Genomic DNA, 16,177 nt, shown 5'->3' with positions numbered 1-16,177 from the left:
GGACGAAAGGTGCGGGACGCGCCCTCCCTTACTCCGACTTGTCGATATTCCAGAACACCGGGGTCGCCGGGCCATCGAGCACGCCGGTCAGCGACTTCCGCCACGCGCTCGGCGCCTGATACTGGCCGAGCGGGACATAGAGCACCTGGTCGTAGGTCTCCTTCTGGATCTCGGTCGCGATCTTCTTCTGATCATCGAGCGAGGCCGCACGAACGAAGGCGTCCTTGAGCTGCTCGACCTTGGCGTCTTCCGCCCAGCCGAACCAGCCGCCCTTCTTGCCCTGCCCGCCGACGGCGATGTTGGAGATCGGGTTGACCACGTCGGCGCTGACCCAATTTGTGATGAACATGTTCCAGCCGCCCTCCTTCGGAGGCTTCTGGCTGGCGCGACGACTCACCACCGTCTGCCAGTCGGTCGCCTGCAAGTCGACCTTGAAGCCGGCTTCGCGCAGCTGCTGGGCCACCACGATCGGTTGAGCCTTCAGCGTCAGCACGTCGCCCGGCGCCATGAGCACGACCGGTGTCCCGTCGTAACCGGACTCGGCGAGCGCCTTCTTGGCCGCAGCAACGTCGCCGCCCTTCGCGAGGGTCTCACCGCCGACCTCTGTCGCGAACGGCGTGTCGCAGATGAAGACCGCGGCGCAAGTCTTGTAGTATTTGGGATTGCCGATCAGCGCGTCGAGCACGTCCTTCTGGTTGACCGCCATGAGTGCTGCGCGGCGGACCTTGACGTTATCGAATGGCGGATGGAGGAAGTTCATCCGCGCGCCCGTCTGGAATCCGAACTTGTTCAGGGTCTCGAGTTTGAGCTCCTTGTCGGCTTCGATGGTGGGCAACATTTCGAAGGCAGGATTTTCCATGAAATCGATGTCACCCGACTGCAGCGCGTTCAACGCCGTCTGCGCGTCCGGCATCGTAATCCATTCGACGCGATCGACCTTCACCACCTTGCCGCCGGAGGTCCAGCTCGCCGGCTCCTTGCGCGGCACGTAGTCGGTGTTCTTGACGTAGATCGACTTCACCCCGGGCTGGAATTCACTCTGCACGAATTTGAAGGGGCCGGAGCCGATCTGCTCGGGGATCTGCTTGTCCGCCGGCGTCTCGGCGAGACGCTTCGGCATCATGAAAGCGACCCGCGACGACGGCTTGCCGATCGATTCCAGCACGAGCGCGTAGGGCTCCTTCAGCTTCAGCGTGATGGTCTTCGGGTCGGTCGCCTCGATGCTCGCAGTGAACAGCATCATCTGCTGCCCCATGCTATCGACAGCGGCCCAGCGCTTCAGGGAGGCAACGCAATCTTCCGCGGTGACCGGCGTACCGTCATGCCACTTCAGACCATCGCGCAGCGTGAAGGTATAGGTCAGCTTGTCGTCGGAGATCTTCCAGTCGGCCATCTGCGGCTGGATCTTGAAATTCGCATCCGTCGCGATCAGCGTGTCGTAGACCATGTAGCCATGATCACGCGCGATATAGGCGCTGGTGAAGATCGGATCGAGGATGCGCAGATCCGAATGCATCACGGCGGTGATGGTCTTGCCTGCGGCAAGAACCGGCGAGGCCAGTGCCGAAAGCGCCACGAGTGGAATCGCAAGTGAGGAGGCGAAAGCCCGACGCATGAATTGGAACATTGAAGCTCTCCTGGCGAGCGGCGCCGCTGATGACAGCGACGCCGCGTGATGGCCGGAACAGAAGGCGCGCTAACGCGCCTTCCCTTACTTGGACTTGGCCTTACTCGGACTTGTCGATGTTCCAGAACACCGGGGTCGCCGGGCCGTCGAGCACGCCCGACAGCGACTTCCGCCATGCGCTCGGCGCCAGATACTGGCCGAGCGGCACATAGATCACTTGGTCGTAGGCTTCCTTCTGGATCTCGGTCGCGATCTTCTTCTGATCGTCGAGCGAGGCGGCGCGGACGAAGTCGTCCTTGAGCTTCTCGATCTTGGCGTCTTCCGCCCAGCCGAACCAGCCGCCCTTCTTGCCCTGGCCGCCGATCGAGAGATTGGAGATCGGGTTGGAGACGTCGGCGCTCACCCAGTTGGTGAAGAACATGTTCCAACCGCCCTCTTTCGGGGGCTTCTGGCTGGCGCGACGGCTCACCACCGTCTGCCAGTCGGTCGCCTGCGCGTCGACCTTGAAGCCGGCCTCGCGGAGCAGCTGCACCGCGACCGTCGGCTGCGCCTTCAACGTCACGACGTCGCCGGGCACCATGACCACGACGGGCGTACCGTCATAGCCGGACTCGGCGAGCGCCTTCTTGGCTTCCGCCATGCCGTTGCCCTTCACCAGCGTCTCCGAGCCGACGTCGGACGCAAACGGCGTGTCGCAGATGAAGAAGGCACCACAGATCTTGTAGTATTTGGGATTGCCGACGAGCGCGTCGAGCACGTCCTTCTGGTTCATCGCCAGAAACGCAGCGCGGCGGATCTTCGGATTGTCGAAGGGCGGATAGAGGAAGTTCATGCGCCCGAGCGTCTGATAGCCGAACTTGTTGAGCGTCTCGACCTTGAGATCGGCATTGCCTTCAAGCACCGGCAGCAGATCCCACGGCGGCACTTCCATGAAGTCGATGTCGCCCGATTGCAGCGCGTTCACCGCGGTCTGCGCGTCCGGCATGGTGATCCACTCGACGCGGTCGACCTTCACGACCTTGCCGCCGGCGGTCCAGCTCGCCGGCTCCTTGCGCGGCACGTAGTCGGTGTTCTTGACGTAGACCGCCTTCACGCCGGGCTGGAATTCGCCCTGCACGAACTTGAAGGGGCCGGAGCCGATCTGCTCGGGGATCTGCTTGTCCGGCGGCGTTTCGGCCAGGCGCTTCGGCATCATGAAAGCGACGCGCGAAGAGGGTTTGCCGATCGAGTCCAGCACGAGGCCGTAGGGTTCCTTCAGCTTCAGCGTGATGGTCTTGGCGTCGGTCGCCTCGATGCTGGCCGTGAAGGTCATCATCTGCTGGCCCATGCCGTCGACGGCGGCCCAGCGCTTCAGCGAGGCGACGCAGTCTTCGGCCGTCACCGGTGCGCCGTCGTGCCACTTGAGCCCGTCGCGCAGCGTGAAGGTGTAGGTGAGCTTGTCGTCGGAGACCTTCCAGTCGGCCATCTGCGGCTGGATCTTGAAATTCGCGTCCGTCGTGATCAACGTGTCGTAAACCATGTAACCATGGTCACGCGTGATGTAGGCGGTCGTGAAGATCGGATCGATGATGCGAAGATCGGAATGCATCACCGCGGTGATGGTCTTGCCGGCCGCAAGCACTGGCGAGGCCAGCGCGGTCGAAAGCGCGACGACCGACAGCGCAAGTTTGGAGGCGAACGCGCGACGCCCCCGGCGCATCATGTGGAACATATAAAGTTTCTCCTGACGTGAAACTGTTCAAAGGCAGGTTATTGGTTGAGCATTCGGTTCGTTCTTTGGGCGAACTAACCTCATGCAATGCCTTTATCTTTTCGAGACTTGCAGACAGCGTTGAGCCCGTCAATCGGCTTTCGTTGCAGCCCATGGCGGCGTGCACATGGGCTCCACAGCGACCGGTTTGGCTCTACAACGCTGTTCGCGCTGCTTGCCGATGCAATGCGCGTTCCACCTTCGAAGCTTGAGAGACTTCCCGATGAATCCAGCCAATCTTCCCTTTGATTCCGAGGCCATGCTCCAGGGTCTGCGCAACTGGGTGGAATGCGAAAGCCCGACCTGGGACGCAGGCGCGGTCAACCGCATGCTCGATATCGCAGCGCGGGACATGGCCATCATGGGTGCGACGATCGAGCGCATTGGAGGCCGGCAAGGCTTTGGCGGCGTCATCCGCGCGCGCTTTCCCCATCCGAAGCAGGGCGAGCCGGGCATCCTGATCGCCGGGCATATGGATACCGTCCACCCGGTCGGCACCATCGAGAAGCTGACATGGCGCCGCGAGGGCGGCAAATGCTACGGCCCCGGCATCTACGACATGAAGGGCGGCAACTATCTCTCGCTGGAAGCGATCCGGCAGCTGGCGCGTGCCTCCTTCACCACACCGCTGCCGATCACCGTGCTGTTCACGCCGGACGAGGAAGTCGGCACGCCCTCGACGCGCGACATCATCGAGGCGGAGGCCGCGCGCAACAAATACGTGCTGGTGCCGGAGCCCGGCCGCGCCGACAACGGCGTCACCACCGGACGTTATGCCATCGCGCGCTTCAATCTCGAGGCGACCGGACGTCCGAGCCACGCCGGCGCGACGCTGTCGGCGGGTCGCTCCGCCATCCGCGAGATGGCGCGGCAGATTCTCGCGATCGACGCGATGACCACGGACGACTGCACCTTCTCGGTCGGCGTCGTGCATGGCGGCCAATGGGTCAATTGCGTTGCCACGACCGCCACCGGCGAAGCGCTCTCCATGGCCAAGCGTCAGGCCGATCTCGATCGCGGCGTCGAGCGAATGCTGGCGCTGTCGGGCTCAGCCAATGACGTCTCCTTTAAGGTCACGCGCGGCGTCACCCGTCCCGTGTGGGAGCCGGATGCCGGCACCATGGCGCTCTATGAAAAGGCGCGCGGCATCGCCGAGTCGCTTGGCGCGAAGCTGCCGCATGCGAGCTCCGGCGGTGGTTCCGACGGCAACTTTACGGGCGCGATGGGCATTCCTACGCTCGACGGCCTGGGTGTGCGTGGCGGCAACGGCCACACGCTGGAGGAGTTCATCGAGGTCGACAGCCTGATCGAGCGCGGCCGCCTGATGGCCGGGCTGCTGGCGACCCTGGAATAATTGAATCAATTTCGCACTGCACAATGCGTTGGCAGTCGCGGTCGAAATTTAGCCTTGTCCAAAAATGAGGCGTATCGTACTTGTCGCTGGTCCACGCGACGATGCGGGAGAGATCACAACGAAGGCCTCTAGCTTTCGTTGTGGCGCCGACGGAGCAACCGCCCCGGAAACTCTCAGGCAAAAGGACTGTATCGTCAGGACGATCTGGAGAGAGACGGCGCGGCCAGCGTGGTCGTGACGTCCACCGAAGGGGATAGTCCGCATAGACCTCGTGAGGGTCCGCCCTTGTCAGGTCCGCGCCGGATCAAGCTCTCAGGTAACCGTGACAGATGGGGCGCCGCCAACGGCCTTGTGGCCGGCGGTTAGCCGACTCTAACTCACGGGAGCCCCGAACCTGCCATGACCCATATTGCCATTATCGGCGCCGGTATCACCGGCGTAACGACTGCCTATGCCCTGCTCGAACGCGGCTTTGAGGTGACGGTGCTCGACAAGCACCGCTACGCCGCGATGGAGACCTCCTTCGCCAATGGCGGACAGCTCTCCGCCAGCAATGCCGAAGTCTGGAATAGCACCGCAACGATCCTGAAAGGCCTGCGCTGGATGTTCCGGCGCGACGCACCGCTGTTGATGAACCCGCGGCCGAATTGGCACAAATATTCCTGGATGGGCGAGTTCGTCGCCAATATCGGCAACTACCGCGCCAACACCATCGAGACCACGCGACTCGCGATCGAAGCCCGCAAGCACCTGTTCGAGATTGCGACGCGCGAAGGCATCGACTTCGATCTCGAACGCCGCGGCATCCTCCACATCTATCACGACAAGAAGGGTTTTGAATCCGGCCTGCGTGTCAATGCGCTGTTGCAGGAGGGCGGCCTCGATCGGCGCCCGGTAACGCCGGAGGAGATCCGCACGATCGAGCCGACGCTGCGCAAGCAGTATTACGGCGGCTTCTACACGCCGTCGGATGCGACCGGCGATATCCACAAGTTCACGCGCGGGCTTGCAGACGCCTGCAAGCGCCGCGGCGCAACCTTCATCCACGACGCCAACATCGATTCGATCGCCCGCGCCGGCAACGGCTTTGTCGTCGGCTGGGCTGATCTCGCCGCTGGCGACGCCGTCGCATCCGCACGTGGCACGCTGAAGGTCGACGGCGTCGTAGTCTGCGCCGGCGTTGCCAGTCGCCAATTCGCCGGCCTCCTCGGCGAGCGCGTCAATGTCTATCCGGTGAAGGGCTACTCGATCACCGTGCAGCTCGACACCGCCGAGAGCCGCAACGCGACGCCGACCGTCAGCCTGCTCGACGAGGCCGCGAAGATCGTCACCAGCCGGCTCGGCGAAGATCGTTTTCGTGTCGCCGGCACGGCCGAGTTCAACGACTTCAACCGCGACATCCGCGCCGACCGCGTGCAGCCGTTGGTCGATTGGGTGCGCAGCAACTTCCCCGCCGTCGAAACGTCGCGGATTATTCCGTGGGCCGGGTTGCGCCCGATGATGCCGAACATGATGCCGGTGGTGCGCGCAGGGCGGATGCCCGGCGTGTTCTTCAACACCGGCCATGGCCATCTCGGCTGGACGCTGTCGGCGGCAACCGCGCAGATGATTGCCGGGACCATCGACGGCTGGCGCGGGCTCAACGCGCCGCCGACCGCTCCCTCGCTTCAAGGTGAACTTGCGGTTGAGCACAAGCTGCGTCGTGCATCTTGAGTGGTCGCAAACCAATGCAGGGCGGCCCCTTGCGACCGCCCTGCCCTTGGCACACAATTTGCCCCGAAAAGCCGGCATCTCCGGCCGGCATTTCCAGCCCGAATGACAGGCGCTCATGATAGACACGATAGAAACAACGGGCGTCTCAAGCCCTCACAAGTTCCGCAGCCGGAGATAGGTGCATGCTAGGTTATCTCATTCGCCGCGTTCTGGCCGCGGTGCCCGTGATGGGCGTGGTGGCGCTGTTCGTCTTCCTGCTGCTGCGGTTGACGCCGGGCGACCCCGCCGCGATTCTCGCCGGCGATAACGCCACGCCGGAACGGCTCGAGCGCATCCGCACCTCGCTCGGCCTCAACGAGCCCTTGATCGTGCAGTTCGTCACCTGGGTCGGCAAGCTGCTGCACGGCGATCTCGGAACCTCGCTGATCTCCAATTTGCCGGTCATGAAGATGATCGGCCAGCGCGTCGAGCCGTCGATCTCGATCGCGCTCTCGACCATCATCCTCGCCGTCATCGTCGCCGTTCCCTTGGGCGTGATCGCGGCCTGGAAGCACGGCACCTGGATCGACCGCTTCGTGATGGGGCTCTCGGTGCTCGGCTTCTCGGTGCCGGTGTTCGTGATCGGCTACGTCCTGATCGAGGTCTTTGCGATCGACCTCCGCTGGGTGCCGGTGCAGGGCTTCCGCAGCATCTCGACCGGCTTCGGGCCATTCTTCGAGCGCATCATCCTGCCGACCTGCGCCCTCTCCTTCATCTATGTCGCGCTGATCGCCCGCATGACACGGGCGGCGATGCTCGACGTGCTCGGCGAGGATTATGTCCGCACCGCGCGCGCCAAAGGCATCAACGAGGTCGCGGTGATGATGCGGCATGCGCTGCGCAACGCCGCCGTGCCCGTGATCACCGTGATCGGCACCGGCTTTGCGCTGCTGATCTCCGGCGTCGTCGTCACCGAGAGCGTGTTCAACATCCCCGGCATCGGCCGCCTCACCGTGGACGCGGTGCTGGCGCGCGACTACCCGGTGATCCAGGCAATGATTTTGCTGACGTCGCTGATCTACGTCGTCGTCAATCTTCTCATCGACGTCGCCTACACCCTGCTCGATCCCCGGATCCGGTACTGAGGCAAGGATAAGGACAAAATGTCAGTCGATACCCTTCCCCAGTCGTCCATTCCGATCACGTCGCCGCTGCGGCCGCGCTTCGGATTCCTCACCTCGACGCCGATCATCGCCACGGCAACCGTCTTGCTCGCGCTGATCGTGCTGATCTCGATCCTGGCGCCGCTGATCGCGCCGTATGACCCGATCCAGCTCGCACCGTCGCTGCGGCTGAAACCCTCCTCGACGCAGTTCCTGCTCGGCACCGACGCCTACGGCCGTGACCTCCTCTCGCGCGTCATCTATGGCGGCCGGATCTCGCTTCTGATCGGCATCGGCTGTGCGATCCTGTCGATCGTCATTGGGCTCGCAATCGGCCTCATCTCCGGCTTCTTCAAGCTGGTCGATTCCGTCTTGATGCGCGTCATGGACGGCCTGATGGCAATGCCGAGCATCCTGCTCGCGATCGCCGTGGTGTCGCTCTCCGGCGCCAGCATCTGGACCGTGATGATCGCGATCACAATCCCCGAAATCCCGCGTGTGGCCCGCCTGGTGCGCTCGGTCGTGCTGTCGGCACGTGAGGAGCCCTATGTCGAGGCCGCGATCTCGGTGGGCTCGTCGCTGCCAAAGATCATGTGGCGGCATCTGATGCCGAACACGATCGCACCGCTGATCGTCCAGGGCACCTATGTTTGTGCGTCCGCGATCCTGACCGAGGCCATCCTCTCGTTCCTCGGCGCCGGCATCTCGCCGGAGACCCCGACCTGGGGCAACATCATGGCTGAGGGCCGCCAGTATTTTCAGCTCAAGCCGACGCTGATCTTCTGGCCGGGCCTGCTGCTCTCGATCGCCATCCTCAGCATCAATTTGATCGGTGACGCCGCGCGCGACGCACTCGATCCGCGCATGAAGCAGCGGGAAGGCAAGTGATGACCAACCCAGTCCTCGACATCAACAACCTCGTCGTCTCCATCGGCAAGAAGCCGAAGGGCGCGAGCATCATCGACGGCATCTCGATTCAGGTGCACACAGGCGAGACGCTGTGCCTTGTCGGCGAAAGCGGCTCGGGCAAGTCGGTGACCTCGCTGACCACGATGGGCCTGCTGCCGAAAGGCACGCTGGTTCCGACCGGCGGCAGCGTCAAGCTGGTCGGTGAAGAGATTCTCACCGCAACCGACCGCCGCCTGCGCCAGCTGCGCGCGACGCAGATGGCGATGATCTTCCAGGAGCCGATGACCGCGCTCAATCCGGTGGTGCCGGTCGGCAGCCAGATCGACGAGGTCCTGCGCGCCCATACCAGCCTCGACGCGAAAGCGCGGAAGCAACGCATCCTCGACATGATGGAGCAGGTGCGCCTGCCCCAGGTCGAGCGCATCTTCGCCTCCTACCCGCACCGCCTCTCCGGCGGCCAGCGCCAGCGCATCATGATCGCAATGGCGCTGGTGCTCGAACCGAAGCTGCTGATCGCCGACGAGCCGACCACCGCGCTCGACGTCACCACGCAGAAGCAGATCCTGACACTGATCCGCGATCTCCAGCGCGATCACGGCACCGCCGTGCTGTTCATCACCCACGACATGGGCGTGGTGGCCGAGATCGCCGACCGTGTCGCGGTGATGCGGCAGGGCCGCCTCGTCGAGACCGGCACGCTCGATGCCATCCTGCGCAATCCGACCATGGAGTACACCCGCAATTTGCTCTCTGCGGTGCCGAGCCTGGTGCCGCGCGCTCCGCGCGAGGAGTCCAGGGAGCCGGTGGTGCTGGAAGCCAACGAGCTCAGCAAGGTCTATAAGGAGCGCGCCTTCTTCGGCAAAGGACGCGAGGTCGTTGCCGCCGACAAGGTGACGCTGACGCTGCGCAAGGGCCGCACGCTCGGCATCGTCGGGGAAAGCGGTTCGGGGAAGTCGACGGTGGCGCGCTGCATCGTCCGCCTGATCGATCCGACCTCCGGCGGCGTGCGCCTGGCCGGCCGCGAGATCTCCGACATCTCGCGTCGCCTGCTCCAGCCGCACCGACAAAAGATCCAGATCGTGTTCCAGGATCCCTACCGCTCGCTCAACCCGCGCGTCACTGTCGGCGAGAGCATCGCGGAAGGCCCGATCAATTACGGCACCTCGCACACCGATGCGATGAAGCGGGCGCGCGAATTGCTCGAACTCGTCGGCCTCCCGGCCGACGCCGTGTCACGCTATCCGCACCAGTTCTCCGGCGGCCAGCGCCAGCGCATCGCGATCGCGCGTGCGCTCGCGCTCGACCCCGACGTGCTGGTCGCGGACGAAGCGGTCTCCGCGCTCGACGTCTCCGTGCAGGCGCAGGTGCTGGAACTGCTCGACGAGATCCAGAAGCGGCTCGGCATCGCCATCCTGTTCATCACCCACGATCTGCGTGTCGCCGCCCAGATCTGCGACGAAGTCGTGGTGATGCAGCACGGCCGCGTCGTCGAACAGGGCCCCGCCGCAGAGGTGCTGACGCATCCGAAGGAGGCCTATACAAGGGCCTTGCTCGAGGCAGCGCCCGGCCGCGGCTGGGATTTTGCGAACTTCCGGCCGGTGTCGGAGGGCGTGGCGGCCACTCTGTAGCAACACTCTCCGGTGTCGTCCCGGCGAAGGCCGGGACCCATACCGCGGAATCTATCCCATTGCGTACGGTGCTCGTCCCAAACTTCTAGTCTTCGCCAAACTTCTCCCTGGGGTTATGGGTCCCGGCCTTCGCCGGGACGACATCGAGAGTGGGGTTGGCGGAGTGTCTCACTCGCATCCACCGCATCAGCAGCATTCCCAAAACGGCCTGACGCCATGCGCGGCGCGATGGGTTCGCAAGCTTGCTCTCTCCGCAAGGCCAAGGCTAACGTCGAAGGCTAACGTCGCGCACTTTCGATTGCTGGACTGAATTGATGACACGTATCGCCGTCGGCGGCTTCCTGCACGAGACCAATACCTTCGCTCCGACGAAGGCGACGTTTGCCGACTTCCAGCATGGCGGTGGCTGGCCGGCAATGACTGAAGGCGCCGACGTGTTAAAGGTGATGCGCCGCATCAATGTCGGGCTGGCCGGTTTCGTCGACAGCGCCGAGGCCAATGGCTGGGAACTCATTCCGACGATCGCCTGCGGCGCAAGCCCGTCGGCGCATGTCACCAAGGATGCCTTCGAGCGCATCGTGAAGGTCATGGTCGACGGCATCAAAGCCGCCGGCCCCATCGATGCGATCTATCTCGACTTGCACGGGGCCATGGTGACCGAGCATCTCGACGACGGCGAAGGCGAGATTCTGGCGCGCGTGCGCCGCGTCATCGGCAAGGATGTTCCGCTGGTCACGAGCCTCGACCTCCACGCCAACGTCACGCCCGAAATGATGGAACATGCGGACGCGCTGATTGCGTACCGCACCTATCCCCATGTCGACATGGCCGAGACCGGCCGCGCCTCCGCGCGCCATCTTGCGCTGCTGCTGAAGACCAAGCAGCGTTTCGCAAAAGCGTTCCGGCAGTTGCCGTTCCTGATCCCGATCAGCTGGCAGTGCACCAACGACCAGCCGACCAAGGGCATCTACGAAAAGCTCACCGCACTGGAGAACGATGCGGTTCCGACTCTCTCTTTCGCGCCGGGCTTTCCCGCAGCCGACTTCCGCGATTGCGGCCCGAGCGTGTTCGCCTATGGCAAGACGCAAGGAGATGCCGACCGCGCGGCCGATGCGATCGTCAAGCTGATCGAAAGCCACGAGGACGATTTCGACGGCAAGATCTGGTCGCCCGACGACGGCGTGCGCCACGCGATGGAACTTTCGAAGGGCGCGAGCAAGCCGATCATCATCGCCGACACCCAGGACAATCCCGGCGCCGGCGGCGATTCCGACACCACAGGCATGCTGCGCGCGCTGGTGCGCAACAAGGCGAGCGCTGCGACCGGCGCGATCTACGATCCGGCATCCGCGAAAGCCGCGCATGCGGCCGGCGTCGGCGCCACCGTGACGCTGTCGCTCGGCGGCAAGTCCGGCATTCCCGGCGACGAGCCCTATACCGAGACCTTTATCGTCGAGAAACTTTCCGACGGCCGCTTCATCGCACCCGGTCCTTACTATGGCGGCCGCGAGATGGAGATGGGCCCCTCCGCGGCCTTGCGCATCGGCAACGTCCGCGTCGTCGTCTCCTCACACAAGGCGCAACTCGCCGACCAGGCGATGTACCGCTATGTCGGCATCGAGCCGACCGAGCAAAAGATTTTGGTCAACAAGAGCTCGGTGCACTTCCGCGCCGATTTCGAGCCGATCGCGGAAAAGCTGATGATCTGCGCCGCGCCCGGCGCAATGCCGGCGGACACCGCCACGCTGCCCTGGACGCGCCTGCGGCCGGGCATCCGCCTCAAGCCGAACGGCCCCGTTTTCACGCCCCCATCACGCTAACTGGACAGGACACATGCCCACCATTGACCGCATCGACGGCTATGCCGACGAACTCACCGCCATCCGCCGCGACCTTCACGCCCATCCCGAGATCGGCTTCGAGGAGGTCCGCACCTCCGGCATCGTCGCCGACAAGCTGAAGGGCTGGGGCATCGAGGTACATCGCGGGCTCGGCGGCACCGGCGTGATCGGCGTCATCAAGGGCAGGGGCTCGAGCGGCAAGCGCATCGGTCTGCGCGCCGACATGGACGCGCTGCCGATGGAAGAGAACACCAATCTGAAATGGAGTTCGAAAATTCCCGGCCGCTTCCATGGCTGCGGCCATGACGGCCACACCACCATGCTGCTTGGCACCGCGCGCTACCTCGCCGAGACGAAGAACTTCGACGGCACCGTGCACCTGATCTTCCAGCCGGCCGAGGAAGGCCTCGGCGGCGCCCGCGCCATGATCAAGGACGGCCTGTTCGAGAAGTTCCCCTGCGACGAGCTCTACGGCCTGCACAACGCGCCCGACCTCAATCTCGGCGAGATCGCAATCCTGCCGGGACCGGCAATGGCCAGCGCCGACTTCTTCGACCTCCGCATCATCGGCTATGGCGCGCACGGCGCGATGCCCGAGCGCTCCAAGGACGCGGTCGTGATCGCGACCACGCTGGCGCAAGCGATCCAGACCATCGTCAGCCGCAACGTCGAGCCGCTCCAGGCCGCCGTGGTGTCCATCACCCAGATCCATGCCGGCTCCGCCTACAACGTCATTCCCGGCGAAGCCCATCTTTGCGGCACCATCCGCACCTTCTCGAAAGAAGTCCGCGCCCTGATCAGCGAACGCATCCGCACGATCTGCGCCGGCATCGCCAGCGCCTATCAATGCGTGATCGACGTCGACATCCGCGACACCTTCAACGTGCTGGTCAACCAGGTCGAGCAGTCCAAGGTGGTCGAAGAGGTCGCGCGCACAATCGTCAACCCCGCCAACGTGATCACCCGCACCACGCCGAAGATGGGCAGCGAAGATTTCGCCGACATGCTGGAAACCATTCCCGGCGCCTATTTCTGGGTCGGCCATGACGGCTCGGTGCCCGTGCACAATCCCGGCTATGTGCTCGACGACAAGATCCTGCCGATCGGCGCCAGCATGTTCGCCCGCATCATCGAGACGCGCATGCCGGTGGGTGCCCATGCATAAAAAGAGTGTCGAAGAGGCGGTCACCTCGCTGCACGATCTCTCCGCGGTCGATCTGATCGCGGGCTATCGCGCCAAACAGTTCTCGCCGAGCGAGGTGTTGGAGGACGTGCTCGAGCACGTCGCCGCGTGGGAGCCGCATCTCAAGGCGCTCTATGCGTTCGACCCCGACGGCGCGCGCGAGGCGGCAAAGGCCTCGACCGCGCGCTGGTCCGGCGGCGAGCCGTCCGGCCCGCTCGACGGCGTGCCGGCGACGGTGAAGGACAACATCGCGACCAAGGGCGTGCCGGTGCCGCTGGGCGCGGCCAGCGTCAAGCTGGTGCCGGCCGAGAAAGACGCGCCGCCCGCTGCGCGCCTGCGCGAGGCCGGCGCGATCATCTTCGCAAAAACCACCATGCCCGATTACGGCATGCTGTCCTCAGGACTCTCCAGCTTCCACGCGCTCGCGCGCAATCCCTGGGACCTCTCCAAGAATCCCGGCGGCTCCAGCGCGGGTGCCGGCGCTGCGGCGGCGGCCGGCTACGGTCCGCTGCATCTCGGCACCGATATCGGCGGCTCGGTGCGCCTGCCCGCGGGCTGGTGCGGCCTCGTCGGATTGAAGCCGAGCTTCGGCCGCGTGCCGATCGATCCCGCTTATGTCGGCCGCGTTGCCGGTCCCATGACCCGCACGGTCGACGATTGCGCGCTGATGATGAGCGTGATCGCAAAGCCCGACCGGCGCGACGGCACCAGCCTGCCCACTGACACCATCAACTGGAAGATCCTGGACAAATCGCCGCGCAAGCTGCGCATCGGCCTGATGCTCGATTGCGGCGTCGGCCCACCGCCGGAGAAGCCGGTACGCGAGGTCGCGGTGAAGGCCGCGAAAGCGTTCGAATCCGCCGGCGCCGTCGTCACCGAGGTCGACGGCATTTTGACCCGCGAGATGCTCGATGGCCTCGACAATTTCTGGCGCGCACGGATGTGGGATGATCTGTCGAAGTTGACACCCGCCGAGCAGGCCAAGGTGCTGCCCTATATCTTCAAATGGGGCGCGTCCGGTGCAAAGCTGTCGGGCGTCGACGTCATCAGGGGCTTCAACCAGACCATGGCGATCCGCGCTGCGGCGGCAAAGCTGTTCTGCGAGCTCGATTATGTGATCTCGCCGACCGCACCGAACGTGAACTACCCGGCGGAGTTTGCCTCGCCGCTAAACGATCCGATGAAGCCGTTCGAGCACATCGGCTATACCGTACCGTGGAATATGTCAGAGAACCCCGCGGTCTCCATCAACGGCGGCTTCGATGCCAAGGGTTTCCCGATCGGCGTGCAGATCGTCGGCCGCCGCTTCGACGATATCGGCGTGCTCGGCATGGCCAAGGCCTTCGAGGGCCTGCGCGGTGCGCAGAAGCCCTGGCCCAAGCCGCCGGCCAAGTAGCATTCCGTCATGGCCGGGGCGTAGCCGTCCGAAGGACGGCGTCGCTTCCGCTAGCCTATGCCCGGCCATCCACGTTCTAACTGGCCGCCACATGCCCAGTCCGCGCAAGACGGACGCCGGCGACCATGCATGACGTCTCTTCGAGACAGAATTCAAGACAGGGAAGGAAACCACCATGGCGTATGAGACGATCAAATACGACGTCGCCGAGCAGATCCTCACCATCACGCTGAACCGGCCCGACAAGCTCAACGCCTTCAACGCGCAGATGCAAGGAGAGCTGATCGATGCGTTCGACGCCGCCGACAAGGACGACAACGTCCGCGCCATCATCGTCACCGGCGCCGGCCGCGGCTTTTGTGCGGGCGCGGATCTCTCCTCCGGCGCGGATACGTTCGATCGCGACGCGCGGCGTGGCCCGGTGAAGCGGTTCGCCGACGGCAAGGTCGACTACAGCGATCCGCAGGTGCGCGACGGCGGCGGCCAGGTGACCCTGCGCATCTTCAAATGCCTGAAGCCGGTGATCGCCGCGGTCAACGGCCCGGCGGTCGGCATCGGCGTCACCATGCAGCTCGCGATGGACATCCGCATCGCCTCAGACGCCGCGCGCTTCGGCTTCGTATTCTCCCAGCGCGGTATCGTGCCGGAGGCGGCCTCGAGCTGGTTCCTGCCGCGCATCGTCGGCATCTCGCAGGCGCTGGAATGGTGCTATTCGGGCCGTGTCTTCCCGGCGCAGGAGGCGCTCGCGGGCCGTCTCGTCAGCAAGGTCGTGCCGCCGGATGATCTTTTGCCGACCGCCCGCGCGCTCGCCAAGGAATTTGCCGCCAAGACTGCGCCGGTGTCGGTGGCGCTGATCCGCCAGATGATGTGGCGCATGATGGGCGCGGACGACCCGATGGAAGCCCATAAGGTCGACAGCCGCGGCATCTACGCCCGCGGCCGGTCTGAGGACGTGAAAGAAGGCGTGGTGTCGTTCCTGGAGAAGCGTCCGGCGCAGTTCAAGAACAAGGTGTCGAGCGATATGCCGGACTATTTCCCATGGTGGAGCGAGCGGGAGTATAAGTGAGGCCACCGTAGCAACCATTAAAGCGCGCCCGATTGCCGGCGAGCATGACGCCGTGCTTGCGGCCGTCAAGGCGTGGCCTGGCGGCAGCGGAGATGGGGTTGGGCCGGAGCGACGGCCAGCCTTGACGGCCGCGGCGCGCGGCGTCTTTGTGACGGCAGGTCGGGACGAAGAAACGGTGCTTCGGCCGAACAAAGAAACGCGGTCAGATGGCTGGCGGGCTGGCGACTTCAGGCGATTCTTTTTGCCAGGGTGTGCCGCGGGCTACGACTGTGTTGGCGAAAATCAGCAGCTTTCTGGCGCAAGCGATCCGAGCGCGCTTGTGCTCCTTGCCGGCCCCAGTCAGCTTTTTATAGAACGCGATCAGCTGCGGATTCCAGCGAAAGGACGCCGGTAGCGCCGCATTGAACAGCGCGCGGCGCAGCCGTTCACGCCCGCCCGCAATGTGACGGACGCCGACGTGATTGCCGCTGTCATCGTCATAAGGGGCAAGCCCTGACAGTGCGGCGGCTTGTTCGCGCGTGATCTGACCGATCTCGGGCATCCGCACCAGAATGATAATCGCGGTCTT

Annotated in this window: 12 protein-coding genes and 2 riboswitches; of the genes, 9 read left to right on the top strand and 3 right to left on the bottom strand. The window is 64.5% G+C overall.

What is annotated here, in order from left to right; all coding sequences use genetic code 11:
* Positions 1 to 28: 28 nt before the first annotated feature.
* Both UB31_RS08020 and UB31_RS08015 read right to left on the bottom strand, forming a co-directional pair.
* The gene (locus UB31_RS08020) at positions 29 to 1,627 is read right to left on the bottom strand and encodes an ABC transporter substrate-binding protein (protein ID WP_045010490.1); all 1,599 of its coding nucleotides are present in this window, start codon (positions 1,625 to 1,627) and stop codon (positions 29 to 31) included.
* 100 nt (positions 1,628 to 1,727) lie between these two features.
* Positions 1,728 to 3,338, bottom strand: a complete 1,611-nt coding sequence (locus tag UB31_RS08015) for an ABC transporter substrate-binding protein (protein WP_045010489.1) — start codon at positions 3,336 to 3,338, stop codon at positions 1,728 to 1,730.
* Between the two features lie 262 nt (positions 3,339 to 3,600).
* Here UB31_RS08015 and UB31_RS08010 point away from each other — a divergent pair, with 262 nt between their 5' ends.
* From UB31_RS08010 to UB31_RS07970, 9 genes are all read left to right on the top strand, one after another.
* Entirely contained in the window at positions 3,601 to 4,731 is a 1,131-nt protein-coding gene (locus UB31_RS08010) for a M20/M25/M40 family metallo-hydrolase (RefSeq protein ID WP_045010488.1), read from the top strand.
* A gap of 94 nt (positions 4,732 to 4,825) precedes the next feature.
* Positions 4,826 to 4,930: riboswitch (glycine riboswitch) on the top strand.
* 3 nt (positions 4,931 to 4,933) lie between these two features.
* Positions 4,934 to 5,062: riboswitch (glycine riboswitch) on the top strand.
* A 68-nt stretch (positions 5,063 to 5,130) separates the two neighbouring features.
* Positions 5,131 to 6,444, top strand: a complete 1,314-nt coding sequence (locus UB31_RS08005) for a D-amino acid dehydrogenase (RefSeq protein WP_045010487.1) — start codon at positions 5,131 to 5,133, stop codon at positions 6,442 to 6,444.
* 182 nt (positions 6,445 to 6,626) lie between these two features.
* A complete protein-coding gene (locus UB31_RS08000) occupies positions 6,627 to 7,568 on the top strand; it encodes an ABC transporter permease (RefSeq protein WP_045008396.1) in 942 nt (313 codons plus the stop codon).
* Between the two features lie 18 nt (positions 7,569 to 7,586).
* Positions 7,587 to 8,474, top strand: coding sequence for an ABC transporter permease (locus tag UB31_RS07995; protein ID WP_045010486.1), 888 nt, complete (start codon positions 7,587 to 7,589; stop codon positions 8,472 to 8,474).
* A complete protein-coding gene (locus UB31_RS07990; RefSeq protein WP_045010485.1) occupies positions 8,474 to 10,123 on the top strand; it encodes an ABC transporter ATP-binding protein in 1,650 nt (549 codons plus the stop codon). The genes UB31_RS07995 and UB31_RS07990 overlap by 1 nt, the downstream gene beginning before the upstream one ends.
* Positions 10,124 to 10,437: 314 nt before the next feature.
* On the top strand, positions 10,438 to 11,943 hold the full coding sequence (locus tag UB31_RS07985; protein WP_045010484.1) for a M81 family metallopeptidase: 1,506 nt from the start codon (positions 10,438 to 10,440) through the stop codon (positions 11,941 to 11,943).
* Positions 11,944 to 11,956: 13 nt separating this feature from the next.
* Positions 11,957 to 13,129 (top strand): M20 aminoacylase family protein, encoded by a 1,173-nt coding sequence (locus UB31_RS07980; protein WP_045010483.1) that lies wholly within the window; start codon positions 11,957 to 11,959, stop codon positions 13,127 to 13,129.
* Positions 13,122 to 14,543, top strand: a complete 1,422-nt coding sequence (locus tag UB31_RS07975) for an amidase (RefSeq protein ID WP_045010482.1) — start codon at positions 13,122 to 13,124, stop codon at positions 14,541 to 14,543. Before UB31_RS07980 ends, UB31_RS07975 begins: the two co-directional genes overlap by 8 nt.
* Before the next feature lie 175 nt (positions 14,544 to 14,718).
* Positions 14,719 to 15,609, top strand: a complete 891-nt coding sequence (locus tag UB31_RS07970) for a crotonase/enoyl-CoA hydratase family protein (protein WP_045010481.1) — start codon at positions 14,719 to 14,721, stop codon at positions 15,607 to 15,609.
* 202 nt (positions 15,610 to 15,811) lie between these two features.
* Here the strand turns inward: UB31_RS07970 and UB31_RS07965 are convergent.
* The coding region (locus UB31_RS07965; protein WP_045010198.1) for an IS110 family transposase at positions 15,812 to 16,177 on the bottom strand (366 nt) is incomplete at its 5' end.

It is taken from the genome of Bradyrhizobium sp. LTSP849, from assembly GCF_000938255.1.
Classification (GTDB): Bacteria; Pseudomonadota; Alphaproteobacteria; order Rhizobiales; family Xanthobacteraceae; genus Bradyrhizobium.
The sequence above is the reverse complement of the archived record's forward strand: the minus strand, read 5'-3'. Positions and strand labels throughout refer to the sequence as shown.